The sequence below is a fragment of the Streptomyces sp. TE5632 genome, assembly GCF_054061295.1.
Window position 1 is genome coordinate 3,254,932 of the sequence record NZ_JBSSEA010000003.1, and the last position, 26,377, is coordinate 3,281,308.

Here is a 26,377-nt window from a genome sequence, read left to right on the forward strand (position 1 = left end):
GAAGTCGCGGTGAAGCTCGAGCGGCGCGCCGCGAGGCCGGTTCCGGCTGTCGGCACATCGCCCTGCTTGACTTGTGGCCGCTCTAGGAGTCTAAAGTGCTAGGTAACTAGATGAATGGAGGGGCCAGTGATTGAGTTCCACCTCAACAGCCGGTCCGGTCTGTCTCCGTACCAGCAGGTGGTGCAGCAGGTGCGGCATGCGCTGCGTCTGGGTCTGCTGAAGGAGGGGGACCGGCTTCCGACGGTCAAGGACGTGGCGGGACGGTTGGCGATCAACCCGAACACCGTGCTCAAGGCGTACCGGGAGCTGGAGCACGACGGGCTGGTGGCCGCCCGGCCGGGCGTCGGGACGTTCGTGACCCGGACGCTGGCCGACGCCTCGCTCGCCGCGCACGGACCGCTCCGCAAGGACCTGCGCCGCTGGCTGACCAAGGCGCGCCTTGCCGGGCTCGACGAGGAGAGCATCGAGGCGCTGTTCATGAACACCTTTCGTAACGCCGACGGAGAGGACGTAGCGTGAGCGCTGTCTTACGGGCCCAGGGTCTGGGCAAGAGGTACAAGCAGCGGTGGGCGCTGCAGAACTGCGACCTGGATGTGCCCGCCGGGCGGGTCGTCGGTCTCGTCGGGCCCAACGGGGCCGGCAAGTCGACCCTGTTGCACCTGGCCTCCGGCATGCTCACCCCGACGGCCGGCACCATCGAGGTGTGCGGCGGCCGGCCCGCCGCGGGCGTGGAGCAGCTGGCCAAGGTCGGTTTCGTCGCCCAGGACACCCCCACCTACGCCACGCTGAGCGTCGCCGACCACCTCGACATCGGCAAGCGCCTCAACCCGAACTGGGACGACGGCCTGGCGCGCGAGCGGATCCGTCGCCTCGGCCTGGACCCCAAGCAGAAGGCCGGCAAGCTGTCCGGTGGCCAGCGCGCGCAGCTCGCCCTGACCCTGGGCATCGCCAAACGCCCGGAGCTGCTCATCCTGGACGAGCCGGTCGCGGCCCTCGACCCGCTCGCCCGGCGGGAGTTCATGCAGGACCTGATGGAGGCCGTCGCCGAGCACGAGCTGAGCGTCGTGCTCTCCTCCCACCTGGTCTCCGACCTGGAGCGGACCTGCGACCACGTCATCGTGCTGGTCGACTCCCAGGTGCAGGTGGCCGACGACATCGACGACCTGGTCGCCCGCCACCACCGGCTCACCGGCCCGCGCCGGGACCCGGCCACCCTTCCGGCCGGTCAGCACGTCATCACCGCCAGCCACACCGACCGCCAGACCACCCTCCTGGTGCGCACCGAGGCTCCCGTCAGCGATCCCTCCTGGACCGTCAGCCCTCTCGGTCTGGAAGACATCGTCCTGGCCTACATGGCCCGACCCGCCGATGCGGTCCGCGACACCCGACCCGCGCTGAAGGTCCTCCGATGATCTGGCTGACCTGGCGTCAGTTCCGTACCCAGGCCGCCGTGATGTTCGCCGTCGTGGCCGCCCTCGCCGCCGCCCTCGCGGTCACCGGCCCGCAGCTGGCCGACCTCTACCGAACTGCCGGCAGCAGCCTGGCGGACCGGATCTCCAGCTCGGACCAGACCCTCTACTACACCGGACTGTTGGTCGTGCTCGCCGTGCCGACGGTCATCGGGATGTTCTGGGGCGCGCCGCTGATCTCTCGTGAACTGGAGACCGGCACCCACCACCTCGCGTGGAACCAGGGCGTCACCCGCACCCGCTGGCTGGCGACCAAGCTGGGCATCGGTGCGGCGGCCGCCATGACCGCCGCCGGACTGGCCGCACTCTCAGTGAGCTGGTGGAGCAGCCCCGTCGACCGGGCGGTCGACGGCGGTGGCCCGACGGACACGTACTTCTCGCGGCTCGACCCCATGGCCTTCGTCGCACGGGGTGTCGTCCCCGTCGCCCATGCCGCCTTCGCCTTCGTCCTGGGCGTCGCCCTCGGCCTCGTCATCCGCCGCACCCTGCCCGCGATGGCAGCCACGCCCGTCCTCTACGCCGCCGTCCAGATCACTGTGCCGATGTGGGTCCGACCTCATCTGATCACCCCGGACCGGACCACCGTGCCGATCGAGCCCGGCATTCCCATCAGCATCCAGGACGAGAGCGCCGAGGAGATCGTCGTGCACCCCGATCTACCCGGTGCCTGGATCACCTCCCAACGGACACTGGACGCCGCCGGTCAGCCGTCCTCCCCGCCGTCGTCCTTCGGTGACTGCCTGTACGGCGAGTCGGACATCCCCAGCCTGCAGCACGTCGACCGCTGCATCGCCGGCCTCGGGGCCCAGGGCTACCAACAGCAGGTGACGTACCATCCCGCCGGCAACTTCTGGGCCCTGCAGTGGGCCGAGACCGGGATCTACCTCGGCCTCGCCCTGGCCCTGACCGGGTTCTGCGCCTGGTGGATCCGCCACCGACTGAACTGACGGACGCCCCCTGACAGGGACGGCCAGCGAGTGGGCAGCCGAGACCCGGCTGCCCACTCGCGGCGCTGCTGCGGGGTGTGAGTGGCGTCGACGCCGGGCCGGCGCCCGATAGCGCAGGACGGTGTCGGCCGAGTCCGAGTTCTCCACGTCCGTGATTCCAGGAACGCGGGAGGCCCCCGGTTCGCGGTCACCCGCGACGTATGGGTGACCTTCCTGATGTACGCCTCGGGAAGCCGACCGGCGCCCGCCCTCAACTCTTCGGCTTGATGTTGGCGTTGAGGTGGAAGAGGTTCGCGGGGTCGTACTTCGCCTTGACCGCGGAGAGGCGTTCGTAGTTCGTGCCGTAGCCCTCGCGCAGGAGTTGCTCGCCCTCCTCGAGGAAACCGGGGAAGTTGAGGTAGACGCCTCCAGTGGAGAACGAGCTCAGGTCGGCGAAGGTGTCGCGCACCCAGGTCATGTTCTCGGCCGAGTCGGCCTCCGCCTCCCAGTTCGCCTCGATCCCGAGCAGGTAGGGGGCGTCGCGGTTGGCGAAGGCGGTCTCCTCCTCGCCGACGCGGGCCATGGCGCCGCCCTGGTACCAGACGTCGATGGTGCTCCGGGGCGAAGGCGCCGCGGCGGCGCGCTCGGCGAGCCGCTCGATCAACTCGTCGCCGAGCTCGGGCACGTTCACGGACTTCCAGTAGTAGTGCAGGCCGTCGGGGTAGTCCTCGTCCAGGATCGCCTGGACTTCGGTGTAGGGCATGGGGCCGCTGAGGTCGAAGATCGGGTCGGCGATCTCCCGCAGCGGCCGTAGCAGTCGCTCGCCGTCCGCCGGGTCGCCCGGGTACGGCGCGAGCAGGGCTGCGAAGTCCTTCCCGTGCGCCTCGGGCGGGAAGGGCTCTGCCGCCGGGACCTTCCCGAGGACTCCGATCGGGGCGAAGTCGTCCGGTTGCTGGGAGAGGTAGTGCTCGCAGGCGCGCAGCACCTGCTTGGTGCGGTCTGCGGGGTAGAGCACGAAGCAGAGGAAGACCTCCGGCCCGAGGGGATGCAGGCGGTACTCGAACGAGGTGACGACGCCGAAGTTGCCGCCACCGCCCCGGACCGCCCAGAAGAGGTCCTGGTGCTGGCTCTCGTCGGCGACCAGGAGGCGCCCGTCCGCGGTGACCACCCGTACGGACAGGAGATTGTCGCAGCTCAAACCGTGTTTGCGTCGGAGCCAGCCCATGCCCCCGGACAAGGTCAGGCCGGCCGCCCCCGTCTCCGTCACCACGCCCAACGGAGTGGCGAGCCCATGGAGTTGGGTCTCCCGGTCGATGTCCCCCAAGGTGCAGCCGCCCTGCGCGACCGCCCTTCGCGCCTCCGGGTCGACATCGACCCCTCGCATCTCCGACAGGTCGATGACCAGACCACCGTCGCAGACCGCCTGACCGGCTACGCCGTGTCCGCCCCCGCGTACGGCGACGAGCATCTCGTTGTCGCGGGCGAAGTCGACCGCGGCGACCACGTCCTCGTCGCCCGCGCACCGGGCCACCAGCGCCGGACGCCTGTCGACCATGCCGTTCCAGAGTTTTCGTGCCGGCTCGTAGTCGGCCTCCCCGGGCCGGAGGAGCCGCCCCCGCAACCTGGAGGCGAACGCGTCCACGAGGGAACTCGGAACATCCGCCTCCCTGCCGCGCCGCCCCTCCTCCCTCCTGACCGGCGTGCCGCTGTGGCTGTGACTCCCGTTCATGGGGATCACCTCCCGGTTTTCAGCATCACGCCTGGCGGGAGGAGGTGCCATTTGAGCTCTCTGCGCACCGTGCCGATCGTCCCGCGCTTCGTACGAAGGGTCTCGAATGGCGGACAATTGTGCGAGGCCCTTGGCCTTCCGCTTAACACATGAGTAACACTGAAGGGTCGACTGCTGTATCGAAAATCCATGAGGCGGTCGCCGTCCTGCGCGAGGCAATGGCGCCGCGCGCCCACCACCGGGCCCGTTCCGGTGTCAGCCGCGCCAGAAAGGGACTCCGTGACTTCACGACCCGACTTCACCTCCTCGCTCGAGAACCTGCGTACCGAGATCCTGCGCCGCAATCCGGCCGAACCCGAGTTCCACCAGGCCGCGCGCGAGGTGCTGGACACCCTCGGGCCGGTGCTCAGGGCGCGTCCGGAGTACGCGGAACCGGGGCTCGTCGAGCGGCTCATCGAGCCGGAGCGGCAGATCATCTTCCGGGTGCCGTGGCAGGACGACCAGGGGTGCGTCCACGTCAACCGGGGATTCCGGATCGAATACAACAGCGCCCTCGGCCCGTACAAGGGCGGTCTGCGCTTCCACCCCTCGGTGAACCTCGGGATCATCAAGTTCCTCGGCTTCGAGCAGGTCTTCAAGAACGCGCTGACCGGGCTCGGCATCGGTGGCGGCAAGGGCGGAAGCGACTTCGACCCGCAGGGCCGCAGCGACGCGGAGGTCATGCGCTTCTGCCAGTCGTTCATGACGGAGCTGTACCGGCACATCGGTGAGTACACCGACGTACCGGCGGGCGACATCGGTGTCGGCGCCCGCGAGATCGGCTACCTGTTCGGCCAGTACCGGCGGATCACCAACCGCTGGGAGGGCGGAGTCCTGACCGGCAAGCGCGCCGGCTGGGGCGGCTCGCTGATACGGCCGGAGGCGACCGGATACGGCAACGTGCTGTTCGCGGAGGCGATGCTGCACGAGCGTGGCGAGGAACTGGAGGGCCAGACCGCGGTCGTCTCCGGATCCGGAAACGTCGCGATCTACACCATCCAGAAGCTGACGGCCCTCGGCGCCAACCCGGTGACCTGCTCCGACTCCAGCGGCTACGTGGTCGACGAGAAGGGTATCGACCTGGAGCTGCTGTGCCAGATCAAGGAGGTCGAGCGCGGCCGGGTGAGCGCGTACGCCGAGCGGCGTGGCGCCTCCGCGCGGTTCGTGCCCGGCGGGCGGGTCTGGGAGGTCCCGGCCGACATCGCCCTGCCGTCGGCGACGCAGAACGAGCTGAACGCGGACGCCGCCGCCGTACTCATCCGTAACGGCGTGAAGGCGGTGTCGGAGGGCGCGAACATGCCGACGACGCCGGATGCCGTGCAGCTCTTCCAGAAGGCCGGAGTCGCCTTCGGGCCCGGCAAGGCCGCGAACGCGGGCGGGGTCGCGGTCAGCGCGCTGGAGATGACGCAGAACGCGTCGCGCACGACGTGGAAGGCCGACCAGGTCGAGAACGAGCTGGCCCGCATCATGACCGACATCCACAACGCGTGCGCCGAGACCGCCGACCGCTACGGCGCCCCCGGCGACTACGTCACGGGCGCGAACATCGCCGGCTTCGAGCGGGTCGCGGACGCGATCCTGGCGCAGGGCGTCATCTGACGGTGCCGGTGCCGAGCGGGGAAGGACCGAGGGCCCTTCCCCGCTCGGGCTGAGGGGGGAGTGCCCCGCATGGCCCTGGTGTGCGCCTCACGCGGCCGGGAAGACTGGGCCCCATGCAGAAGCTCTCCCTCGACGCCCTCGCCCGCGAGCACCTCGAACGCGCCGCCGCCGCCTCCACCGGCCGCAGCGCGAGCACGGTCTACGGCGGCCACGAGCACGTCCTGCGCCAGACCCTCCTCGCCCTGACCGCCGGCACCTCCCTCGCCGAGCACGACAGCCCCGGGGAGGCGACCCTGCTGGTCCTGAGCGGTCGTGTCCGCCTCACCAGCGGCGACACGTCCTGGGAGGGCCGGACCGGCGACCTGCTCGCCATCCCACCGGCCCGCCACGGCCTGGAGGCACTGGAGGACGCGGCGGTGATCCTCACGGTCGCCAAGAAGGGCTGAGGAGTTCGCGAGGACCAAGAGGACCAAGAGGGTCAAAGCGACGCACGGCGTGCGGGGAGTCAGCGGTGCGCCGGCCGGCCCCGCTCCCCGTACGCGCTCCCGGACGGCCGGGAACGTGTACGGCATGCGGCCCGGAGCCGCCGGCAGGGGTGTCAGATGCGGTGGACGGTGTGCAGGGTCCGGGCGTAAGTACCCGTGCCGTCCAGGAGGGAAGCGCCCCCCATGTCCGACATGGTGGGGCCGTCGATCGTCTTGCGGCTGGACAGGAAGCGGCGCTTGCCGGCCGTGTCCGTGCCGAGGTAGATGCCGACGTGGTCTGCCGTGACCGTGGGGCCGTCGTCGCCCGAGTCCGCGTTGAACAACACGAGATCGCCCGGCTGGAGCTGCTCCGCCGCGGGCGGGTTCACCCCGTCGGTGCGGGCGATGCGCACCCCCGGGGTGTAGTCGGCCATGTCACGGGAACGCCGGGGTATCCGGGTGCCGGAGGTGTCCTGTTTCGCGGCCATCGGCACCCCCATGTGGTAGCCGTACACCATGCGCGTGTAGCCCGAGCAGTCGAGAGCGCCCCTCTGATCGCTGTCCGGATCACTGTCCGGACCCGTATAGGTGCCGTCGGGGAAGGTCCAGCCGGTGTCCATGTACTCGTGGAAGTCGGCGCCCTCGACGCGGTGGCCCCGCGCGTCCGAGTAACCGTATTTCGCCGCACCCAGGACCTTCTTGCCCTCTGCTGGTCCGGAGCCGGAGACCACCGCGGGGGCACCGGGGAGGAACATGGCCGCGTAGGCCAGGACGTCCGGCGCGGTGGAGCCGGCCCAGGCGCGAATGGTGCTCTCCAGCTCCGGCGTCCAGTTCCCGTCGAAAGGCTCGGGCAGCACCCGCACCCAGTTCCCATGGGTGACGGTCGGCGGGTCGGCCCAGGCGGCGGTGGTCACCTCGAAACGGCTGACGAGCAGCTTCACCGGCAGGTTGGTGCAGCCCCGGTTGGCCAGGGCGCGCAGACCGACCCGCCCCGCGCCGAGGTCCGAGTCGGTGACGTCGACCAGCCATGCGCCGGGCTCGGACGAGGCGGACGCCCAGGCCTTGACCCGGATCCGGCTGCCCTCGCGGAGCACGCGGATCGTCCAGTCCGTGCCCGCGGGCACGCCCGTGGCGACCGTGAGGGCCGAGGTCAGCTGGGTGACGACGTCGGCCTTCTCCTTCTCCACCCGCAGTTGCACCGCACCGCTGGTGACGAAGGACAGCCGGGCCCGGTAGTTGTTGCGGGCGTCCTGGTAGCCGAAGGACAGCGCGTAGGAGCAGGCATCTCCGGTGGGCACCTTGTCGAAGCGTGCGACGGAGAGGACGTCGACATCGGTGATGGCGTCGTCACGGACGCTGGCGTAGCGGCTGGCGTTGTCGGTGGTCAGATTGATGACGCCGGTGCGCGGCACCACCGAGTAGTCGGTGTCGACGGGGCCGAGGGTGGACCAGGTGCCGCCGCCGGGGGAGCTGCCCCAGTACGAGCGCTTCTCCGTGGGCAGGGACAGGTCGGGCAGGGTGCGCCTGAAGTCGTCCACGAAAGGTCTCTTGTTCTCCGTGAACGTCCGCTCGGGTCCCGGCAGCAGCACGGTTCGGGCGCCGTGTGTCAGGAGGGCGACACGTCTGCCGCCCGAGGTGATCTCGGTGCGGGGCAAAGTGCCCGGCAACACGGTCGCGGTGAGGGGCGAGCGCAGCGTCTCGCGGATGAAGTGGGTGGCGTCCAGCGGCGCCATCGTTACGGAGGAGGGGGCGGAACCCCGTCCTGTCGGAGCCGCGAGCGGCTCGGCCGGTGAGGCCGTACCGGCGGCATGGGCCGGTGAGGCGGCCGTGCCGACCAACGGGAGAGAAGCGGCGGAGGCGGCGAAGGCGGTGAGCACACTGCGCCGTGAGGTGTTCGACATGCCTGTCATGATCAGGGCTACAGAGTTCCGTCCGGACACCGGGTGATCATGTTTGGCCCGCGTCACTTCCGGGGTATTCTCGTCGGCCCGATTGGCCAGCCCCCCGCCCTCTGTGGCAAACTAACGGGGTTGCTCGGTCGAGTGCCGATGCTGCGCGCCTCCCGCCGGGGGGACCGGAAGCGAGTCCCACAGTACTCGTCGTCCCACGCATTGCACCGAGAGGTGCAGGGGCGGACGTACGGGAATCTTCCGGGAAGTGTCAGCGGGGTGCAGGCCAGGCACCCGGTGGGCCTCTCGCCCCCAGCCGCGGTTCCGGAAGGGTCCGCACTCCCCATACAGGGAAGTTCCGAACAAGGGACATCCGTGTCAGCGGGAGCGCGACACGCCCGACCGCGTGGGTCGGAGGGGAGGGCGGGAACACCGGGTTCCGGAGCGTTCACTAGAGACAGGACTACGAAGTAGCCATGGCGGGACAGAAGATCCGCATCCGGCTCAAGGCCTACGACCACGAGGTCATCGATTCCTCGGCGAAGAAGATCGTCGAGACGGTGACGCGTACTGGTGCGTCGGTCGCGGGCCCGGTGCCGCTGCCCACTGAGAAGAACGTGTACTGCGTCATCAAGTCGCCGCACAAGTACAAGGACTCGCGCGAGCACTTCGAGATGCGCACGCACAAGCGCCTGATCGACATCCTCGACCCGACCCCCAAGACCGTTGACTCTCTGATGCGACTCGACCTCCCGGCCGGTGTCGACATCGAGATCAAGCTCTGAGGGCCGGTGATCTGAGAGATGACCAAGCAGATCAAGGGCATCCTGGGCGAGAAGCTCGGCATGACGCAGGTGTGGGACGAGAGCAACCGCGTTGTTCCCGTCACCGTCGTCAAGGCCGGGCCCAACATCGTCACCCAGGTCCGTACGAACGACGTCGACGGCTACGAGTCCGTGCAGATCGCCTTCGGTGAGATCGACCCGCGCAAGGTGAACAAGCCCCTCAAGGGCCACTTCGCGAAGGCCGACGTCACCCCCCGTCGCCACCTCGTCGAGATCCGCACCGCGGACGCCTCCGAGTACACGCTGGGCCAGGAAGTCACCGCTGAGGTGTTCGAGGCCGGCGTGAAGGTCGACGTGACCGCGAAGAGCAAGGGCAAGGGCTTCAGTGGCGTCATGAAGCGCCACAACTTCAAGGGCAACAACTCCTCGCACGGTGCCAAGCGCGTGCACCGCATGCCCGGCTCCATCGGCGGTTGCGCCACCCCGGGTCGTGTGTTCAAGGGCCAGCGCATGGCGGGCCGCATGGGCAACGAGCGGGTCACCACCCAGAACCTGACCGTCCACGCCGTTGACGCGGAGAAGGGTCTGCTGCTCATCAAGGGCGCGGTTCCCGGTCCGAACGGCGGCCTCGTCCTGGTCCGCACCGCGGCCAAGGGGGCCTGAGGTAACGATGAGCACTGTTGACATCCTTTCGCCGGCGGGCGACAAGGCCGGTACCGTCGAGCTCCCCGCGGAGATCTTCGACGTGGAGAAGATCAGCATTCCGCTGATCCACCAGGTCGTCGTCGCTCAGCTGGCCGCTGCCCGCCAGGGCACGCACAAGACCAAGACCCGCGCCGAAGTCCGTGGTGGCGGCAGGAAGCCGTACCGCCAGAAGGGCACCGGCCGCGCCCGTCAGGGTTCGACCCGTGCGCCGCAGTTCGCCGGCGGTGGCGTCGTCCACGGCCCGCAGCCGCGCGACTACTCGCAGCGGACCCCGAAGAAGATGAAGGCCGCGGCCCTGCGCCACGCCCTCACCGACCGGGCCCGCCACGACCGCATTCACGTCGTCACCGGCGTGATCGAGGGCGAGACCCCCTCCACGAAGGCCGCCAAGACGCTGTTCGGCAAGATCTCGGAGCGCAAGAACCTGCTCCTGGTCGTCGACCGCGCCGACGAGGCCGCGTGGCTGTCCGCCCGCAACCTGCCCCAGGTGCACATCCTGGAGCCGGGCCAGCTGAACACGTACGACGTTCTCGTCTCGGACGACGTGGTCTTCACCAAGGCCGCTTTCGAGTCCTTCGTCGCCGGCCCGAACAAGGCCAACGACAACGAAGGGAGCGAGGTCTGATGGCTGTCCGTCACCCCTCCGTCGCCTCCAAGGCGGCGAAGAAGGCCAAGGAGGCGCGCCTCAAGAAGGCACGCCGCCACGCCACCGAAGGCAAGAACACCGTCGTCACCCCGGTGAGCAAGTCGTTCACGGACCCCCGTGACGTCCTGATCAAGCCGGTCGTGTCGGAGAAGAGCTACGCGCTCATCGACGAGAACAAGTACACGTTCATCGTCGCTCCGGGCTCCAACAAGACGGAGATCAAGGAGGCCGTGCAGGCGGTCTTCTCGGTCAAGGTCACCGGTGTCAACACGATCAACCGCCAGGGCAAGCGCAAGCGCACGCGCACCGGCTTCGGCCAGCGCACGGGCACCAGGCGCGCGATCGTGACCCTCGCCGAGGGCGACCGTATCGACATCTTCGGCGGTCCGACCTCCTGACGGAGGTTGGAACGTCCAGATTTCGGAACAAACTTCCGAGGACTGAGAGACAATGGGTATCCGCAAGTACAAGCCGACGACCCCGGGCCGTCGTGGCTCCAGCGTCGCCGACTTCGTCGAGATCACGCGGTCCACGCCGGAGAAGTCGCTGGTCCGTCCCCTGCACAGCAAGGGCGGCCGTAACAATTCCGGTCGTGTGACCGTTCGCCACCAGGGTGGCGGACACAAGCGCGCCTACCGCGTGATCGACTTCCGTCGTCACGACAAGGACGGCGTGCCGGCGAAGGTCGCGCACATCGAGTACGACCCCAACCGCACCGCGCGCATCGCGCTCCTGCACTACGCGGACGGCGAGAAGCGCTACATTCTCGCGCCGCGTGGCCTGAGCCAGGGCGACCGCGTCGAGAACGGTCCCGGGGCCGACATCAAGCCGGGCAACAACCTTGCCCTGCGCAACATCCCGGTCGGTACGACGCTGCACGCCATCGAGCTGCGTCCCGGCGGCGGCGCCAAGTTCGCCCGCTCCGCCGGCGCCTCGGTGCAGCTGCTCGCGAAGGAGGGCCAGATGGCCCACCTGCGCATGCCGTCCGGTGAGATCCGCCTGGTCGACGTCCGCTGCCGCGGCACCATCGGCGAGGTCGGCAACGCCGAGCAGAGCAACATCAGCTGGGGCAAGGCCGGTCGTAAGCGCTGGCTGGGCGTCCGCCCGAGCGTGCGTGGTGTGGTCATGAACCCGGTGGACCACCCGCACGGTGGTGGTGAGGGCCGTACCTCCGGTGGTCGCCACCCGGTGTCCCCGTGGGGCCAGAAGGAAGGCCGTACTCGGGCGCCCAAGAAGGCGTCGAACAAGTACATCGTCCGCCGCCGCAAGACGAACAAGAAGCGCTAAGGACGGGTTGAGATGCCTCGTAGCCTGAAGAAGGGGCCCTTCGTCGACGACCACCTGATCAAGAAGGTGGACGTCCAGAACGAAGCCGGCACCAAGAACGTCATCAAGACCTGGTCCCGTCGCTCGATGATCGTCCCGGCCATGCTCGGCCACACGATCGCGGTGCACAACGGCAAGACCCACATTCCGGTGTTCGTCACCGAGTCGATGGTCGGCCACAAGCTCGGCGAGTTCTCGCCGACGCGCACCTTCCGGGGTCACGTCAAGGACGACCGGAAGTCGAAGCGCCGCTAAAGGCGGGGTGGAATGACCATGACAGACACTGGAAGGACAACCATGGAAGCCAGGGCCCAGGCGCGGTACATCCGCGTCACGCCCATGAAGGCCCGCCGCGTGGTGGACCTCATCCGTGGCATGAACGCCACGGAGGCTCAGGCGGTCCTGCGTTTCGCCCCGCAGGCCGCGAGCGTGCCGGTCGGCAAGGTGCTGGACAGCGCCATCGCCAACGCCGCGCACAACTACGACCACACCGACGCCGACAGCCTCTTCATTTCCGAGGCGTACGTCGACGAGGGTCCGACCCTGAAGCGGTTCCGTCCGCGTGCCCAGGGTCGTGCCTACCGGATCCGCAAGCGGACCAGCCACATCACCGTGGTCGTCAGCAGCAAGGAAGGAACCCGGTAATGGGCCAGAAGGTAAACCCGCACGGGTTCCGGCTCGGTGTCACGACCGACTTCAAGTCGCGTTGGTACGCCGACAAGCTGTACAAGGACTACGTCAAGGAAGACGTCGCCATCCGTCGGATGATGACGTCCGGCATGGAGCGCGCCGGCATCTCGAAGGTGGAGATCGAGCGCACCCGTGACCGCGTGCGGGTGGACATCCACACCGCGCGTCCGGGCATCGTCATCGGCCGCCGCGGCGCCGAGGCCGACCGCATCCGCGGCGACCTCGAGAAGCTCACCGGCAAGCAGGTCCAGCTGAACATCCTCGAGGTCAAGAACCCCGAGACGGACGCTCAGCTCGTGGCCCAGGCCGTCGCCGAGCAGCTCTCCTCCCGCGTCTCCTTCCGCCGTGCCATGCGCAAGAGCATGCAGTCGGCGATGAAGGCGGGCGCCAAGGGCATCAAGATCCAGTGCGGTGGCCGTCTCGGCGGCGCCGAGATGTCCCGCTCGGAGTTCTACCGCGAGGGCCGTGTGCCCCTGCACACGCTCCGCGCGAACGTGGACTACGGCTTCTTCGAGGCCAAGACGACCTTCGGCCGCATCGGCGTGAAGGTCTGGATCTACAAGGGCGACGTCAAGAACATCGCCGAGGTCCGCGCTGAGAACGCCGCTGCCCGCGCCGGCAACCGCCCGGCCCGTGGCGGTGCCGACCGCCCGGCCCGTGGTGGCCGCGGTGGCGAGCGTGGCGGGCGCGGTCGCAAGCCGCAGCAGGCTCCGGCTGCCGAGGCCCCCAAGGCCGAGGCTCCCGCCGCCGCTCCGGCTGAGAGCACCGGAACGGAGGCCTGACCGACATGCTGATCCCCCGTAGGGTCAAGCACCGCAAGCAGCACCACCCCAGTCGCAGCGGCATGTCCAAGGGCGGAACGCAGGTAGCGTTCGGCGAGTACGGCATCCAGGCGCTGACCCCGGCGTATGTGACGAACCGCCAGATCGAGGCGGCTCGTATCGCCATGACCCGCCACATCAAGCGTGGTGGCAAGGTCTGGATCAACATCTACCCGGACCGCCCGCTGACGAAGAAGCCGGCCGAGACCCGCATGGGTTCCGGTAAGGGTTCTCCGGAGTGGTGGATCGCCAACGTCAAGCCCGGACGCGTCATGTTCGAGCTGTCGTACCCCAACGAGAAGATCGCCCGTGAGGCGCTGACCCGTGCGGCCCACAAGCTGCCGATGAAGTGCCGGATCGTCAAGCGCGAGGCAGGTGAAGCGTGATGTCGGCCGGTACCAAGGCGTCCGAGCTGCGCGAGCTGGGCAACGAGGAGCTTCTGGCGAAGCTCCGCGAGGCCAAGGAAGAGCTGTTCAACCTCCGTTTCCAGGCGGCGACCGGACAGCTCGAGAACCACGGCCGTCTCAAGGCGGTCCGCAAGGACATCGCGCGGATCTACACCTTGATGCGCGAGCGTGAGCTGGGCATCGAAACGGTGGAGAGCGCCTGATGAGCGAGAACAACGTGACTGAGACGAACACTGAGGCTCGCGGCTTCCGCAAGAGCCGTGAAGGCATCGTCGTCAGCGACAAGATGGACAAGACCGTCGTCGTCGCCGTCGAGGACCGCAAGAAGCACGCGCTGTACGGCAAGGTCATCCGCAGCACGAGCAAGCTCAAGGCCCACGACGAGCAGAACGCTGCCGGCGTCGGCGACCGCGTCCTCCTGATGGAGACCCGGCCGCTGTCCGCGACGAAGCACTGGCGCATCGTCGAGATCCTCGAGAAGGCCAAGTAGGTAATTCCCGCAAGGGAATTCCAAAAAGTACGTTCCTGCGGGGCACCCCTCGCAGGACAGTTCCGCCAGGCTCCAACGGGGCTACCGCGCTTGACTGAGTTCGACTGAGAGCGCGTCAGCCCCGTTGGGGAACCGGCAGACATTCAGGAGATAGACGTGATCCAGCAGGAGTCGCGACTGCGTGTCGCCGACAACACGGGGGCGAAGGAAATCCTTTGCATCCGTGTGCTCGGTGGCTCCGGTCGCCGCTACGCGGGCATCGGCGACGTCATCGTCGCCACCGTCAAGGACGCGATCCCCGGTGGCAACGTGAAGAAGGGTGACGTCATCAAGGCGGTCATCGTTCGCACCGTCAAGGAGCGCCGCCGTCCGGACGGCTCGTACATCCGCTTCGACGAGAACGCCGCCGTCATTCTGAAGAACGACGGCGACCCCCGTGGCACCCGTATCTTCGGCCCGGTCGGCCGAGAGCTGCGCGAGAAGAAGTTCATGAAGATCATCTCCCTCGCGCCGGAGGTGCTGTGAGCATGAAGATCAAGAAGGGTGACCTGGTCCAGGTCGTCACCGGCAAGGACAAGGGCAAGCAGGGCAAGGTCATTGCCGCTTACCCGCGCGAGGAGCGCGTCCTGGTCGAGGGCGTCAACCGGGTCAAGAAGCACACCAAGGCCGCCCCGACCGCCGGCGGTTCGCAGGCCGGCGGGATCGTGACCACCGAAGCCCCCGTCCACGTGAGCAACGTTCAGCTCGTCGTGGAGAAGGACGGCAAGAAGGTCGTGACCCGCGTCGGCTACCGCTTCGACGACGAAGGCAACAAGATCCGCGTTGCCAAGCGGACGGGTGAGGACATCTGATGACGACCACCACCACTCCGCGTCTGAAGACGAAGTACCGCGAGGAGATCGCGGGCAAGCTGCGTGAGGAGTTCTCCTACGAGAACGTCATGCAGGTTCCCGGCCTCGTCAAGATCGTGGTCAACATGGGTGTGGGCGACGCCGCCCGCGACTCCAAGCTGATCGAGGGCGCCGTGCGCGACCTCACCACGATCACCGGTCAGAAGCCGGCCGTCACCAAGGCCCGCAAGTCCATCGCGCAGTTCAAGCTGCGTGAGGGTCAGCCGATCGGTGCCCACGTCACGCTCCGTGGCGACCGCATGTGGGAGTTCCTGGACCGCACCCTGTCGCTCGCGCTGCCGCGCATCCGCGACTTCCGCGGTCTGTCCCCCAAGCAGTTCGACGGCCGTGGCAACTACACCTTCGGTCTCACCGAGCAGGTCATGTTCCACGAGATCGACCAGGACAAGATCGACCGTGTCCGGGGTATGGACATCACCGTGGTCACCACGGCGACCAACGACGCAGAGGGCCGTGCCCTTCTCCGTCACCTCGGCTTCCCGTTCAAGGAGGCGTGAGCGAGATGGCGAAGAAGGCTCTCATCGCGAAGGCTGCTCGCAAGCCCAAGTTCGGAGTGCGCGGCTACACCCGCTGCCAGCGCTGCGGTCGTCCGCACTCCGTGTACCGCAAGTTCGGCCTGTGCCGCGTGTGCCTTCGTGAGATGGCTCACCGTGGCGAGCTGCCGGGCGTGACCAAGAGTTCCTGGTAATCCGGTAGTTCCGGACTCCCAGGGCTCTCGGTAAGCAACGGGAATCGGCGGGAGGCCCGCTCCACATGGCTTAGGCTTGTGGGGTTGGGCACCTGCCGTGCCCCGAAGCACGCGGGCGACAACCCGCTCATGTTTGCTTACTACGCCGTAGGTCCACCGCGCCGCACCCGTCCCGTCTCGGATCGGGGAGAGGGATGGCGCACCAGGAAACCCCGGCGAGAGAGGCCGAAGGCCAATTCATGACCATGACTGATCCGATCGCAGACATGCTGACGCGTCTGCGGAACGCGAACTCGGCGTACCACGATTCCGTGACGATGCCGGCGTCCAAGATCAAGTCTCACATCGCGGAGATCCTCCAGCAGGAGGGCTTCATCACGGGCTGGAAGGTCGAGGACGCCGAGGTCGGCAAGAACCTCGTCCTGGAGCTGAAGTTCGGCCCCAACCGTGAGCGCTCCATCGCGGGCATCAAGCGGATCTCCAAGCCCGGTCTCCGGGTGTACGCGAAGTCCACCTCCCTGCCGAAGGTGCTGGGCGGCCTCGGCGTGGCGATCATCTCCACGTCGCACGGGCTCCTCACCGACAAGCAGGCCGGCAAGAAGGGCGTGGGTGGGGAAGTCCTCGCCTACGTCTGGTAGCGGAAGGGAACGGAGGAAACAGCTATGTCGCGCATCGGCAAGCTCCCCATCGCGGTTCCCGCCGGCGTGGACGTCACCATCGACGGCCGTACGGTCGCGGTCAAGGGCCCGAAGGGCTCGCTGACCCACACCGTGGCGGCGCCGATCGAGGTCGCCAAGGGTGAGGACGGCGTGCTCAGCGTCACCCGCCCCAACGACGAGCGTCAGAACAAGGCCCTGCACGGCCTGTCCCGCACGCTGGTGGCGAACATGATCACCGGCGTGACCCAGGGTTACGTGAAGAAGCTCGAGATCAGCGGTGTCGGTTACCGCGTGCTCGCCAAGGGTTCGAACCTGGAGTTCTCCCTCGGCTACAGCCACCCGATCCTGGTCGAGGCCCCCGAGGGCATCACCTTCAAGGTGGAGTCCGCGACCCGTTTCTCGGTCGAGGGCATCGACAAGCAGAAGGTCGGCGAGGTTGCGGCGAACATCCGCAAGCTGCGCAAGCCCGACCCGTACAAGGCCAAGGGCGTCAAGTACGAGGGCGAAGTCATCCGGCGCAAGGTCGGAAAGGCGGGTAAGTAAGCCATGGCATACGGGCAGAAGATCCTCAAGGGCGACGCCTACAAGCGTGCCGCGATCAAGCGTCGTCACCTTCGGATCCGCAAGAAGGTCGCCGGTACCGCCGAGCGTCCTCGCCTGGTCGTGACCCGCTCCAACCGTCACATCGTGGCGCAGGTGATCGACGACCTGAAGGGCCACACCGTGGCGTCGGCGTCCACCCTGGACGCGTCGATCCGCGGCGGCGAGGCCGACAAGTCCGCACAGGCCAAGCAGGTCGGGGCCCTGGTCGCCGAGCGTGCCAAGGCCGCGGGTGTCGAGGCCGTGGTGTTCGACCGTGGTGGCAACCAGTACGCGGGGCGCATCGCCGCCCTGGCGGACGCCGCCCGCGAAGCCGGGCTCAAGTTCTGAGCCTGCCGTAGCTAGCGGAAACAGAGAGAGGTAATTCCAATGGCTGGACCCCAGCGCCGCGGTGGCGGTGCCGGTGGCGGCGAGCGGCGGGACCGGAAGGGCCGTGACGGCGGCGCAGCTGCCGCCGACAAGACCGCATACGTTGAGCGCGTCGTCGCGATCAACCGTGTCGCCAAGGTAGTGAAGGGTGGTCGTCGCTTCAGCTTCACCGCGCTGGTCGTGGTGGGCGACGGTGACGGCACCGTGGGTGTCGGATACGGCAAGGCCAAGGAGGTGCCGGCCGCCATCGCCAAGGGCGTTGAGGAGGCCAAGAAGCACTTCTTCAAGGTTCCCCGCATCCAGGGCACCATCCCGCACCCGATCCAGGGTGAGAAGGCCGCCGGTGTCGTGCTGCTCAAGCCGGCTTCCCCGGGTACCGGTGTGATCGCCGGTGGTCCGGTGCGTGCCGTGCTCGAGTGCGCCGGTATCCACGACGTGCTGTCGAAGTCGCTCGGCTCCCACAACCAGATCAACATCGTGCACGCGACCGTGGAGGCCCTCAAGGGCCTGCAGCGTCCCGAGGAGGTCGCGGCCCGCCGTGGTCTGCCGCTCGAGGACGTCGCCCCCGCGGCTCTCCTCCGTGCGCGTGCCGGGGCGGGTGCGTAATCATGGCGCAGCTCAGGATTACGCAGGTCAAGTCCTACATCGGCAGCAAGCAGAATCACCGTGACACCCTGCGTTCGCTTGGCCTGAAGAAGGTCAACGACGTGGTCGTCAAGGAGGACCGCCCCGAGTTCCGCGGAATGGTGCACACCGTCCGCCACCTCGTGACGGTCGAGGAGGTCGACTGATCATGGCGGAGCAGAACCCGCTCAAGATCCACAACCTCCGTCCCGCCCCGGGCGCCAAGACCGCCAAGACCCGTGTGGGTCGTGGTGAGGCGTCCAAGGGTAAGACGGCCGGTCGTGGTACGAAGGGCACCAAGGCCCGTTACCAGGTTCCGGAGCGCTTCGAGGGTGGCCAGATGCCGCTCCACATGCGTCTCCCGAAGCTGAAGGGCTTCAAGAACCCGTTCAAGACCGAGTTCCAGGTCGTGAACCTCGACAAGCTGGCCGCGCTCTACCCCGAGGGTGGCGAGGTCACCGTCGAGGGTCTGGTGGCCAAGGGGGCCGTTCGCAAGAACAGCCTCGTCAAGGTCCTCGGCCAGGGCGAGATCTCCGTGGCGCTGCAGGTGACGGTCGACGCCGTCTCCGGCTCCGCCAAGGAGAAGATCACCGCCGCCGGCGGTACCGTCACCGAGCTCGTCTGAACCACTCAGGCGTGCCGATGACTTGAGCGATCCCGACCGGGGATACCCCACATATGGGGTATCCCCGGTCGGTCGTTCCAAGGGCGGTGGTCTCGCCGGTAAGGTGGCCTGCACTGCCCACTTTCCCCGGGCGCCCCACTCGGGCACTCCGGAGGGAAGTTGTCCGTTACGTATTCGTCCCTCATCGGAATCTCACGACCATCACCCTTGACGCGGTTGCGCGGGGGTCGCAGGAGGCACCGTGCTCACCGCGTTCGCCCGGGCGTTCAAGACGCCCGACCTGCGCAAGAAACTGCTGTTCACACTCGGCATCATCGTGGTGTACCGGATCGGTACGAACATCCCGATCCCTGGCGTCGACTACCGCAACGTGCAGACCTGTATCGACGCGGCCCAGGCAAACCAAGGCATCTTCGGTTTGGTCAACATGTTCAGCGGCGGCGCGCTGCTGCAGATCACGATCTTCGCGCTGGGCATCATGCCCTACATCACGGCGAGCATCATTCTGCAGCTGCTGACCGTGGTGATCCCGCGCCTGGAAGCCCTGAAGAAGGAGGGCCAGGCCGGTACCGCCAAGATCACGCAGTACACGCGTTACCTGACGGTGGCGCTGGCCGTCCTGCAGGGCACCGGCCTGGTGGCCACCGCCCGCAGCGGCGCCCTCTTCCAGGGCTGCCCGGTGGCGAACCAGATCGTCCCCGACCAGTCCATGTTCGTGACCATCACCATGGTCATCACCATGACCGCCGGTACGGCCGTCGTGATGTGGCTCGGTGAGCTCATCACCGACCGCGGCATCGGCAACGGCATGTCGATCCTGATGTTCATCTCGATCGCCGCGACCTTCCCCTCCGCCCTGTGGGCCATCAAGGAGCAGGGCGACCTGGCGGACGGCTGGATCGAGTTCGGCACGGTCATGCTCGTCGGCCTGGTCATGGTCGGTCTGGTCGTCTTCGTCGAGCAGGCCCAGCGCCGGATTCCCGTGCAGTACGCGAAGCGCATGATCGGCCGCCGTTCCTACGGCGGTACGTCCACCTACATTCCCCTCAAGGTGAACCAGGCGGGCGTCATCCCCGTCATCTTCGCCTCGTCGCTGCTCTACATCCCGGCGCTGATCGTCCAGTTCTCCAGCTCCACCGCGGGCTGGGCGACCTGGGTCACGAAGAACCTCGCCGACACCGGGGCCACGCCGCACATCATTCTTTACTTCTTCTTGATCGTGTTCTTCGCGTTCTTCTATGTGGCGATTACCTTCAACCCCGAAGAAGTCGCCGACAACATGAAGAAGTATGGTGGCTTCATCCCGGGCATCCGGGCTGGCCGACCGACCGCTGAGTACCTCAGCTACGTACTCAACCGGATCACCTGGCCGGGTTCGCTGTACTTGGGTCTGATCTCTCTCGTGCCGACGATGGCGTTGGCCGGTTTCGGGGCAAACCAGAACTTCCCGTTCGGCGGGACCAGCATCCTGATCATCGTGGGTGTCGGTCTCGAGACGGTGAGGCAGATCGAGAGCCAGCTCCAGCAGCGCAATTACGAAGGGTTCCTCCGCTGATGCGAATCGTCCTAGTCGGGCCGCCCGGTGCTGGCAAAGGCACCCAGGCCACCCGCCTTGCCGAGAAGCTGAGCATCCCCCACATCTCCACGGGCGACCTGTTCCGCGCCAATATCAGTCGGCAGACCGAGCTGGGCAAGCTCGCGAAGTCGTACATGGACGCGGGCAACCTCGTACCGGACGAGGTCACCATCGCCATGGCGAAGGACCGTATGGAGCAGCCGGACGCCGAGGCCGGCTTCCTGCTGGACGGGTTCCCGAGGAACGTCTCCCAGGCGGAGTCGCTCGACGAGCTGCTGGAGTCCGAGGGCATCACGCTGGACGCGGTGCTCGACCTGGAGGCCCCCGAGGCCGAGGTGGTCAAGCGGATCGCCGGGCGGCGGATCTGCCGCAAGGACTCCAGCCACGTCTTCCACGTGACGTACAGCAAGCCGAAGCAGGAGGGCGTCTGCGACGTCTGCGGCGGCGAGCTGTACCAGCGCGACGACGACGCCGAGGAGACGGTGCGCACCCGGCTGGAGGTCTACCACACGCAGACCGAGCCGATCATCGACTACTACCGGGCCCAGGGCCTCGTGGTGACGATCTCGGCGCTGGGTCCGGTCGACGAGGTCACCGGGCGTGCGCTGGAGGCGCTCAACCGCGATCAGTGACGGTGCGCGTCCGGCCGCGGTTCCCTGCGGGGGCCGCGGCCGACGTGTGCGCGGGGGAGGGGCGGACGGCCTCACCCGTATCGTTGACGGTGTCCGTAATCTCTCCGGTCCAGAAAGGCCGTAGCCCCCATGGTGCAGATCAAGACCCCCGAGCAGATCGCCAAGATGCGTGAGGCGGGGCTGGTGGTCGCCGCCATCCACGCGGCCACGCGTGAGGCGGCCGTGCCCGGGGCCACGACGAGGGATCTGGACCAGGTCGCCCGCAAGGTGCTCGCCGAGCACAACGCCAAGCCGAACTTCCTCGGCTACGGCGGTTTCCCCGCGACGATCTGCACCTCCGTCAACGAGGTCGTCGTCCACGGCATCCCCTCCGACGAGGTCGTCCTCAAGGACGGGGACATCATCTCCATCGACTGCGGCGCCGTCATCGACGGCTGGCACGGTGACGCGGCCTACACCGCCTTCGTCGGGTCGGGGCACGCGCCGGAGCTGGTCGAGCTGTCCCGGGTGACCGAGGAGTCGATGTGGGCCGGCCTCGCGGCCATGAAGCAGGGAAACCGGCTGGTCGACGTCTCCCGCGCCATCGAGACCTACATCCGCCGGCAGCCGAAGCCCGGCGGCGGGCGCTACGGGATCATCGAGGACTACGGCGGCCACGGCATCGGCACCGAGATGCACATGGACCCGCACCTGCTGAACTACGTCGACCGCCGCCGGGGCAAGGGGCCCAAGCTGGTCCCGGGCTTCTGTCTCGCCATCGAGCCGATGGTCTCGCTGGGCACCGCGAAGACGCGGGTGCTGGAGGACGACTGGACGGTCATCACGACGGACGGCACCTGGTCCTCGCACTGGGAGCACTCGGTCGCGCTGACGGAGGCGGGGCCGCTGGTGCTGACGGCGCCGGACGGCGGGAAGGCGAAGCTCGCCGAGTACGGGGTCACGGCGGCGCCGGACCCGCTCGCCTGACGGCGGCCTTCGCCGCGACCGCCGGTCGGAGGCCGGCGCAGCCGCTCGAAGCTTGTGAGGCGCCCCGGGCGCCGAGCCCGCGAGGGGGGCGTCGGGGCGGGGCGAGCGGGGCCGCTGGTGCTGACGGCGCCGGACGGCGGGAAGGCGAAGCTCGCCGAGTACGGGGTCACGGCGGCGCCCGATCCGCTGGTGTGGGCCCGGGGGCTCGGCGAAGCCCGCGGGTTAAGGATCTCGTGGGTGGGGCAGACTTTCTCGATTCGTCTTTCGGGGTGCCCTGACGTAGACTGACTCGTCGGCTCTTGTGCATCCGCATGCCTGCATGTGATCACGGTGCGCAGCGGAGTCGATCAAGGTAGTCGATTCGAAGGGCGAAGCGTGGCCAAGAAGCAAGGTGCCATCGAGATCGAGGGCACTGTCGTCGAGTCTCTTCCGAACGCCATGTTCAAGGTCGAGCTCCAGAACGGCCACCAGGTCCTGGCACACATCAGCGGCAAGATGCGTATGCACTACATCCGCATCCTCCCTGACGACCGGGTCGTGGTGGAGCTCTCTCCGTATGACCTGACCCGGGGCCGGATCGTCTACCGGTACAAGTGAGCAAGTAGATCTTGCCCCCTCCCCTGTGGTGCGGGGGCACTGAGCCCGGAGAACTTCACATCCCATGAAGGTCAAGCCGAGCGTCAAGAAGATCTGCGACAAGTGCAGGGTGATCCGCCGTCACGGCCGGGTCATGGTTATCTGCGACAACCCGCGCCACAAGCAGCGCCAGGGCTGACCCGCACGATCCACCCTCTGCGACTTTCCCGCAGAACTTCGCGCGACGCGAGCAACATGTTCATACGCAGAACCCGAGCCGCACGGCTCGACACCCCCGGGCTCGGAGGCTGGGGACCCGGTTCGTACCAAATCGCCGCAACAGGCGAGGACGGCGGCCGGGGGACGGTTCTGCGGAAGACCTCCGACAACTAACTGGAGCCATTGAATGGCACGCGTTTCCGGTGTTGACATCCCGCGCGAAAAGCGCGTGGAGATCGCCCTCACCTACGTGTTCGGCATCGGCCGAACTCTTTCGCAGCAGACGCTGGCCGCTGTCGGCGTCGACCCGAACACCCGCGTTCGCGACCTCTCCGAGGAGCAGCTCGTCGCGATCCGCGAGTTCGTCGACAACAACCTCAAGACCGAGGGTGACCTCCGTCGCGAGATCCAGGCCGACATCCGCCGCAAGGTCGAGATCGGTACCTACCAGGGTCTGCGCCACCGTCGCGGTCTGCCCGTCCGCGGTCAGCGCACCAGCACCAACGCGCGTACCCGCAAGGGCCCGCGTCGCGCCATCGCCGGCAAGAAGAAGCCGGGCAAGAAGTAGTCCGCAGCGGACACCTGTCCACGGTCTTCGCTGTAGGACCGACCACCTCCCGTAGGAGTTTGTAGATGCCCCCCAAGGGTCGTCAGGGCGCTGCCAAGAAGGTGCGCCGCAAGGAAAAGAAGAACGTCGCTCACGGCCACGCGCACATCAAGAGCACGTTCAACAACACGATCGTGTCCATCACGGACCCGACCGGCAACGTGATCTCCTGGGCCTCCGCCGGCCACGTCGGCTTCAAGGGCTCCCGGAAGTCCACGCCGTTCGCCGCGCAGATGGCCGCCGAGTCGGCTGCCCGTCGCGCGCAGGAGCACGGCATGCGCAAGGTCGACGTGTTCGTCAAGGGCCCGGGTTCCGGTCGTGAGACCGCCATCCGTTCGCTCCAGGCGACCGGTCTCGAGGTCGGCTCCATCCAGGACGTCACCCCGACCCCGCACAACGGCTGCCGTCCGCCGAAGCGCCGCCGCGTCTGAGTCGCGTGGTCGCGCCCGAGCCGTCGGTTCGGTCGTAGTGGTTTTTTCGGGCGGTACGCTCCGTATTCGGGCCGTACCGCCCGTACCCTTGCAGTACCCGCACCTTTCACCGGGTGCGGTTTCCGTCGGGCGTCAAATAGCGGGCGTCCACGAGAGAAGGATTTGATCCACACATGCTGATCGCTCAGCGTCCTTCGTTGACCGAAGAGGTCGTCGACGAGTTCCGCTCCCGGTTCGTGATCGAGCCGCTGGAGCCGGGCTTCGGCTACACCCTCGGCAACTCCCTCCGCCGCACCCTCCTGTCGTCGATCCCCGGTGCCGCTGTCACCAGCATCCGCATCGACGGCGTCCTGCACGAGTTCACCACCGTGCCGGGCGTCAAGGAGGACGTCACCGACCTGATCCTCAACATCAAGCAGCTCGTCGTGTCCTCCGAGCACGACGAGCCCGTGGTGATGTACCTGCGCAAGCAGGGCCCGGGTCAGGTCACCGCCGCCGACATCGCGCCCCCGGCCGGTGTCGAGGTGCACAACCCCGACCTCGTCCTCGCCACGCTCAACGGCAAGGGCAAGCTGGAGATGGAGCTGACCGTCGAGCGCGGTCGCGGCTATGTCTCCGCCGTGCAGAACAAGCAGGTGGGCCAGGAGATCGGCCGTATCCCGGTCGACTCCATCTACAGCCCCGTGCTGAAGGTCACGTACAAGGTCGAGGCGACCCGTGTCGAGCAGCGCACCGACTTCGACAAGCTGATCGTCGACGTCGAGACCAAGCAGGCCATGCGTCCGCGTGACGCCATGGCGTCGGCCGGTAAGACCCTGGTCGAGCTGTTCGGTCTGGCCCGCGAGCTGAACATCGACGCCGAGGGCATCGACATGGGTCCGTCCCCGACGGACGCCGCCCTCGCCGCCGATCTGGCGCTGCCGATCGAGGAGCTGGAGCTCACCGTCCGGTCGTACAACTGCCTCAAGCGTGAGGGCATCCACTCCGTGGGTGAGCTGGTCGCGCGCTCCGAGGCGGACCTCCTCGACATTCGCAACTTCGGTGCGAAGTCGATCGACGAGGTCAAGGCGAAGCTGGCGGGGATGGGCCTTGCGCTCAAAGACAGCCCGCCCGGATTCGACCCCACCGCTGCAGCGGACGCGTTCGGCGCGGACGACGACGCGGATGCCGGCTTCGTAGAGACCGAGCAGTACTGAGGGCTCGGGCCAGACGGTCCGTACTCGGGTGCGGGTGCGCTGTGGCTTGTCGCGCCCACGCGACGGAGTCGCACGTCGACACCGCCCCGCGCCCCTTCCGGGGCGCCCCTTCGGGGACGCCCCGGATCTCCGACGAACAACCGTTCGCTCGGATACTGACTCCGGTACCTGATACGGCCGGGGCAGACACCTAGGAGATACACCATGCCGAAGCCCGCCAAGGGTGCCCGTATGGGCGGCAGCGCCTCGCACGAGAAGCTGATGCTCGCGAACCTCGCGAAGTCGCTCTTCGAGCACGGGCGCATCACCACCACCGAGGCGAAGGCGCGCAGGCTGCGTCCGTACGCCGAGCGTCTGGTCACCAAGGCGAAGAAGGGCGACCTTCACAACCGCCGTCAGGTGCTCCAGGTGATCACGGACAAGAGCATCGTCCACACGCTCTTCACCGAGATCGGCCCGCGGTACGAGAACCGTCCCGGTGGCTACACCCGTATCACCAAGATCGGTAACCGCCGTGGCGACAACGCGCCCATGGCCGTCATCGAGCTGGTCGAGGCCCTGACCGTCGCCCAGGAGGCCACCGGTGAGGCCGAGGCCGCGACCAAGCGCGCGGTCAAGGAAGACGCCCTCAAGAAGGACGAGGCCGTCGAGGCCCCGGCCGAGGACGCCAAGGCCGACCTGACCAAGGACGAGGCCGCCGAGGCCCCGGCCGAGGACAGCGCCAAGGACGCCTGAGGCAGCGCTGCTTCACGTTGAGCGGGTCCGCCCTTGTGGGGGCGGGCCCGCTTTCGCGTGCCTGAGAGGATCTGTACGTGAGTGACGAAGTAGAGCCCGGACACGTCCGTATCCGTCTTGATCTCTCCTACGACGGGACCGAGTTCTCCGGCTGGGCCAAGCAGGCCGGGGGCAGGCGGACCGTGCAGGGGGAGATCGAGGACGCCCTGCGGACCGTCACGCGGTCCGGGGAGACGACGTACGAGCTGACCGTGGCCGGCCGGACCGACGCCGGAGTGCACGCGCGCGGCCAGGTGGCCCATGTCGACCTGCCGGTCGAACTGTGGGCGGAGCACCGGGAGAAGCTGCTCAAGCGGCTCGCCGGACGGCTCCCGCGCGATGTGCGGATCTGGTCCCTCACCGAGGCCCCCGCGGGCTTCAACGCCCGGTTCTCCGCGGTCTGGCGGCGCTACGCCTACCGCGTCACCGACCACCCCGGCGGGGTGGACCCGTTGCTGCGCGGTCATGTGCTGTGGCACGACTGGCCACTTGACGTCGACGCCATGAACGAGGCCGCCCGGCGTTTGCTGGGAGAGCACGACTTCGCCGCGTACTGCAAGCGGCGGGAGGGCGCCACGACCATCCGTACGCTCCAGGAACTGAGCCTGCTGCGCGACGCGGACGGGGTGATCACGGCGACGGTCCGGGCCGACGCCTTCTGCCACAACATGGTGCGCTCGCTGATCGGGGCGCTGCTGTTCGTCGGCGACGGGCACCGCGCGCCCGACTGGCCGGGCAAGGTGCTGGCGGCGGGCGTACGGGACTCGGCGGTGCATGTCGTCCGTCCGCACGGGCTGACCCTGGAGGAGGTCGGTTACCCGGCCGACGACCTCCTGGCCGCCCGCAACAAGGAGGCCCGCAACAAGCGGTCGCTGCCGGCGACGGTGCGGTGCTGCTGACCCGCGCCGCACCCGTCTCGCCACTCGGCACCCCGTTGGG

39 protein-coding genes are annotated in these 26,377 nt (G+C 67.9%); 37 read left to right on the forward strand and 2 right to left on the reverse strand.

The window, feature by feature from the left end:
* Positions 1 to 114: 114 nt before the first annotated feature.
* From ACVW19_RS20110 to ACVW19_RS20125, 4 genes are all read left to right on the forward strand, one after another.
* Positions 115 to 519: a GntR family transcriptional regulator gene (locus ACVW19_RS20110; RefSeq protein WP_457460717.1), complete on the forward strand. Its 405-nt coding sequence runs from the start codon at positions 115 to 117 to the stop codon at positions 517 to 519.
* Positions 516 to 1,412, forward strand: a complete 897-nt coding sequence (locus ACVW19_RS20115) for an ABC transporter ATP-binding protein (protein ID WP_457460718.1) — start codon at positions 516 to 518, stop codon at positions 1,410 to 1,412. Before ACVW19_RS20110 ends, ACVW19_RS20115 begins: the two co-directional genes overlap by 4 nt.
* Complete coding sequence (locus tag ACVW19_RS20120) at positions 1,409 to 2,416, forward strand: transporter (RefSeq protein ID WP_457460719.1); 1,008 nt, start codon at positions 1,409 to 1,411, stop codon at positions 2,414 to 2,416. Before ACVW19_RS20115 ends, ACVW19_RS20120 begins: the two co-directional genes overlap by 4 nt.
* Positions 2,417 to 2,497: 81 nt before the next feature.
* Positions 2,498 to 2,683, forward strand: coding sequence for a DUF397 domain-containing protein (locus tag ACVW19_RS20125; protein ID WP_457460720.1), 186 nt, complete (start codon positions 2,498 to 2,500; stop codon positions 2,681 to 2,683).
* Here the strand turns inward: ACVW19_RS20125 and ACVW19_RS20130 are convergent.
* Positions 2,667 to 4,124: an FAD-binding oxidoreductase gene (locus tag ACVW19_RS20130; protein WP_457460721.1), complete on the reverse strand. Its 1,458-nt coding sequence runs from the start codon at positions 4,122 to 4,124 to the stop codon at positions 2,667 to 2,669. The genes ACVW19_RS20125 and ACVW19_RS20130 overlap by 17 nt on opposite strands.
* A 279-nt stretch (positions 4,125 to 4,403) precedes the next feature.
* Here ACVW19_RS20130 and gdhA point away from each other — a divergent pair, with 279 nt between their 5' ends.
* Together gdhA and ACVW19_RS20140 are read left to right on the forward strand one after the other, a co-directional pair.
* Positions 4,404 to 5,762 carry an NADP-specific glutamate dehydrogenase gene (gene gdhA, locus ACVW19_RS20135; protein ID WP_457460722.1) on the forward strand — a complete coding sequence of 453 codons (1,359 nt, stop codon included), beginning with the start codon at positions 4,404 to 4,406 and terminating at the stop codon, positions 5,760 to 5,762.
* 113 nt (positions 5,763 to 5,875) lie between these two features.
* Entirely contained in the window at positions 5,876 to 6,208 is a 333-nt protein-coding gene (locus ACVW19_RS20140; RefSeq protein ID WP_457460723.1) for a cupin domain-containing protein, read from the forward strand.
* A 152-nt stretch (positions 6,209 to 6,360) separates the two neighbouring features.
* Here ACVW19_RS20140 and ACVW19_RS20145 read toward each other — a convergent pair whose 3' ends face one another.
* Positions 6,361 to 8,127: an NlpC/P60 family protein gene (locus tag ACVW19_RS20145; RefSeq protein WP_457460724.1), complete on the reverse strand. Its 1,767-nt coding sequence runs from the start codon at positions 8,125 to 8,127 to the stop codon at positions 6,361 to 6,363.
* Between the two features lie 464 nt (positions 8,128 to 8,591).
* On the opposite strand from ACVW19_RS20145, the gene rpsJ reads away from it, so the two are divergent.
* From rpsJ to truA, 31 genes are all read left to right on the forward strand, one after another.
* On the forward strand, positions 8,592 to 8,900 hold the full coding sequence (gene rpsJ, locus ACVW19_RS20150; RefSeq protein ID WP_003948644.1) for a 30S ribosomal protein S10: 309 nt from the start codon (positions 8,592 to 8,594) through the stop codon (positions 8,898 to 8,900).
* An 18-nt stretch (positions 8,901 to 8,918) separates the two neighbouring features.
* On the forward strand, positions 8,919 to 9,563 hold the full coding sequence (gene rplC, locus ACVW19_RS20155) for a 50S ribosomal protein L3 (protein ID WP_457460725.1): 645 nt from the start codon (positions 8,919 to 8,921) through the stop codon (positions 9,561 to 9,563).
* A gap of 7 nt (positions 9,564 to 9,570) precedes the next feature.
* The gene (rplD, locus tag ACVW19_RS20160) at positions 9,571 to 10,230 is read left to right on the forward strand and encodes a 50S ribosomal protein L4 (protein ID WP_457460726.1); all 660 of its coding nucleotides are present in this window, start codon (positions 9,571 to 9,573) and stop codon (positions 10,228 to 10,230) included.
* Positions 10,230 to 10,649: a 50S ribosomal protein L23 gene (gene rplW / locus ACVW19_RS20165; protein ID WP_457460727.1), complete on the forward strand. Its 420-nt coding sequence runs from the start codon at positions 10,230 to 10,232 to the stop codon at positions 10,647 to 10,649. The genes rplD and rplW overlap by 1 nt, the downstream gene beginning before the upstream one ends.
* A gap of 52 nt (positions 10,650 to 10,701) precedes the next feature.
* Positions 10,702 to 11,538 (forward strand): 50S ribosomal protein L2, encoded by an 837-nt coding sequence (gene rplB, locus ACVW19_RS20170; protein WP_109381515.1) that lies wholly within the window; start codon positions 10,702 to 10,704, stop codon positions 11,536 to 11,538.
* Between the two features lie 12 nt (positions 11,539 to 11,550).
* Positions 11,551 to 11,832, forward strand: a complete 282-nt coding sequence (gene rpsS / locus ACVW19_RS20175) for a 30S ribosomal protein S19 (protein WP_003948639.1) — start codon at positions 11,551 to 11,553, stop codon at positions 11,830 to 11,832.
* 42 nt (positions 11,833 to 11,874) lie between these two features.
* Complete coding sequence (gene rplV, locus ACVW19_RS20180) at positions 11,875 to 12,222, forward strand: 50S ribosomal protein L22 (RefSeq protein ID WP_030345431.1); 348 nt, start codon at positions 11,875 to 11,877, stop codon at positions 12,220 to 12,222.
* On the forward strand, positions 12,222 to 13,049 hold the full coding sequence (gene rpsC, locus ACVW19_RS20185) for a 30S ribosomal protein S3 (RefSeq protein WP_004927271.1): 828 nt from the start codon (positions 12,222 to 12,224) through the stop codon (positions 13,047 to 13,049). Before rplV ends, rpsC begins: the two co-directional genes overlap by 1 nt.
* 5 nt (positions 13,050 to 13,054) lie before the next feature.
* On the forward strand, positions 13,055 to 13,474 hold the full coding sequence (gene rplP / locus ACVW19_RS20190) for a 50S ribosomal protein L16 (protein WP_109381513.1): 420 nt from the start codon (positions 13,055 to 13,057) through the stop codon (positions 13,472 to 13,474).
* A complete protein-coding gene (gene rpmC, locus ACVW19_RS20195; RefSeq protein WP_003974259.1) occupies positions 13,474 to 13,698 on the forward strand; it encodes a 50S ribosomal protein L29 in 225 nt (74 codons plus the stop codon). The genes rplP and rpmC overlap by 1 nt, the downstream gene beginning before the upstream one ends.
* A complete protein-coding gene (gene rpsQ / locus ACVW19_RS20200) occupies positions 13,698 to 13,985 on the forward strand; it encodes a 30S ribosomal protein S17 (RefSeq protein ID WP_202275757.1) in 288 nt (95 codons plus the stop codon). The genes rpmC and rpsQ overlap by 1 nt, the downstream gene beginning before the upstream one ends.
* Before the next feature lie 156 nt (positions 13,986 to 14,141).
* Complete coding sequence (gene rplN, locus ACVW19_RS20205) at positions 14,142 to 14,510, forward strand: 50S ribosomal protein L14 (RefSeq protein WP_003992364.1); 369 nt, start codon at positions 14,142 to 14,144, stop codon at positions 14,508 to 14,510.
* A gap of 2 nt (positions 14,511 to 14,512) precedes the next feature.
* Entirely contained in the window at positions 14,513 to 14,836 is a 324-nt protein-coding gene (gene rplX / locus ACVW19_RS20210) for a 50S ribosomal protein L24 (RefSeq protein WP_109381511.1), read from the forward strand.
* On the forward strand, positions 14,836 to 15,393 hold the full coding sequence (gene rplE, locus ACVW19_RS20215; protein WP_406726003.1) for a 50S ribosomal protein L5: 558 nt from the start codon (positions 14,836 to 14,838) through the stop codon (positions 15,391 to 15,393). Before rplX ends, rplE begins: the two co-directional genes overlap by 1 nt.
* Positions 15,394 to 15,398: 5 nt before the next feature.
* A complete protein-coding gene (locus tag ACVW19_RS20220) occupies positions 15,399 to 15,584 on the forward strand; it encodes a type Z 30S ribosomal protein S14 (RefSeq protein ID WP_003948630.1) in 186 nt (61 codons plus the stop codon).
* 239 nt (positions 15,585 to 15,823) lie between these two features.
* Entirely contained in the window at positions 15,824 to 16,222 is a 399-nt protein-coding gene (rpsH, locus tag ACVW19_RS20225) for a 30S ribosomal protein S8 (RefSeq protein WP_013001411.1), read from the forward strand.
* 24 nt (positions 16,223 to 16,246) lie between these two features.
* The gene (gene rplF, locus ACVW19_RS20230; RefSeq protein ID WP_457460728.1) at positions 16,247 to 16,786 is read left to right on the forward strand and encodes a 50S ribosomal protein L6; all 540 of its coding nucleotides are present in this window, start codon (positions 16,247 to 16,249) and stop codon (positions 16,784 to 16,786) included.
* Positions 16,787 to 16,789: 3 nt separating this feature from the next.
* The gene (gene rplR, locus ACVW19_RS20235) at positions 16,790 to 17,173 is read left to right on the forward strand and encodes a 50S ribosomal protein L18 (RefSeq protein ID WP_109381508.1); all 384 of its coding nucleotides are present in this window, start codon (positions 16,790 to 16,792) and stop codon (positions 17,171 to 17,173) included.
* A 39-nt stretch (positions 17,174 to 17,212) separates the two neighbouring features.
* The gene (gene rpsE / locus ACVW19_RS20240; protein WP_109381507.1) at positions 17,213 to 17,818 is read left to right on the forward strand and encodes a 30S ribosomal protein S5; all 606 of its coding nucleotides are present in this window, start codon (positions 17,213 to 17,215) and stop codon (positions 17,816 to 17,818) included.
* A gap of 2 nt (positions 17,819 to 17,820) precedes the next feature.
* Positions 17,821 to 18,003: a 50S ribosomal protein L30 gene (gene rpmD / locus ACVW19_RS20245; RefSeq protein WP_109381506.1), complete on the forward strand. Its 183-nt coding sequence runs from the start codon at positions 17,821 to 17,823 to the stop codon at positions 18,001 to 18,003.
* Positions 18,004 to 18,005: 2 nt separating this feature from the next.
* Complete coding sequence (gene rplO, locus ACVW19_RS20250; protein ID WP_023547373.1) at positions 18,006 to 18,461, forward strand: 50S ribosomal protein L15; 456 nt, start codon at positions 18,006 to 18,008, stop codon at positions 18,459 to 18,461.
* 241 nt (positions 18,462 to 18,702) lie between these two features.
* Positions 18,703 to 20,016 (forward strand): preprotein translocase subunit SecY, encoded by a 1,314-nt coding sequence (secY, locus tag ACVW19_RS20255; RefSeq protein WP_457460729.1) that lies wholly within the window; start codon positions 18,703 to 18,705, stop codon positions 20,014 to 20,016.
* On the forward strand, positions 20,016 to 20,669 hold the full coding sequence (locus ACVW19_RS20260; RefSeq protein ID WP_109381503.1) for an adenylate kinase: 654 nt from the start codon (positions 20,016 to 20,018) through the stop codon (positions 20,667 to 20,669). The genes secY and ACVW19_RS20260 overlap by 1 nt, the downstream gene beginning before the upstream one ends.
* A 129-nt stretch (positions 20,670 to 20,798) precedes the next feature.
* Positions 20,799 to 21,635: a type I methionyl aminopeptidase gene (gene map / locus ACVW19_RS20265; RefSeq protein ID WP_457460730.1), complete on the forward strand. Its 837-nt coding sequence runs from the start codon at positions 20,799 to 20,801 to the stop codon at positions 21,633 to 21,635.
* A gap of 375 nt (positions 21,636 to 22,010) precedes the next feature.
* Entirely contained in the window at positions 22,011 to 22,232 is a 222-nt protein-coding gene (gene infA, locus ACVW19_RS20270) for a translation initiation factor IF-1 (RefSeq protein ID WP_003948620.1), read from the forward strand.
* Between the two features lie 64 nt (positions 22,233 to 22,296).
* Positions 22,297 to 22,410 carry a 50S ribosomal protein L36 gene (gene rpmJ, locus ACVW19_RS20275; RefSeq protein WP_003974245.1) on the forward strand — a complete coding sequence of 38 codons (114 nt, stop codon included), beginning with the start codon at positions 22,297 to 22,299 and terminating at the stop codon, positions 22,408 to 22,410.
* Positions 22,411 to 22,617: 207 nt separating this feature from the next.
* A complete protein-coding gene (rpsM, locus tag ACVW19_RS20280) occupies positions 22,618 to 22,998 on the forward strand; it encodes a 30S ribosomal protein S13 (protein ID WP_457460731.1) in 381 nt (126 codons plus the stop codon).
* Between the two features lie 65 nt (positions 22,999 to 23,063).
* Positions 23,064 to 23,468 carry a 30S ribosomal protein S11 gene (gene rpsK / locus ACVW19_RS20285; protein WP_003948617.1) on the forward strand — a complete coding sequence of 135 codons (405 nt, stop codon included), beginning with the start codon at positions 23,064 to 23,066 and terminating at the stop codon, positions 23,466 to 23,468.
* A 173-nt stretch (positions 23,469 to 23,641) separates the two neighbouring features.
* On the forward strand, positions 23,642 to 24,664 hold the full coding sequence (locus tag ACVW19_RS20290; protein ID WP_202275769.1) for a DNA-directed RNA polymerase subunit alpha: 1,023 nt from the start codon (positions 23,642 to 23,644) through the stop codon (positions 24,662 to 24,664).
* 204 nt (positions 24,665 to 24,868) lie between these two features.
* Complete coding sequence (rplQ, locus tag ACVW19_RS20295) at positions 24,869 to 25,399, forward strand: 50S ribosomal protein L17 (RefSeq protein WP_457460732.1); 531 nt, start codon at positions 24,869 to 24,871, stop codon at positions 25,397 to 25,399.
* Between the two features lie 77 nt (positions 25,400 to 25,476).
* Positions 25,477 to 26,337 (forward strand): tRNA pseudouridine(38-40) synthase TruA, encoded by an 861-nt coding sequence (gene truA, locus ACVW19_RS20300; protein WP_457460733.1) that lies wholly within the window; start codon positions 25,477 to 25,479, stop codon positions 26,335 to 26,337.
* Positions 26,338 to 26,377 lie beyond the last annotated feature (40 nt).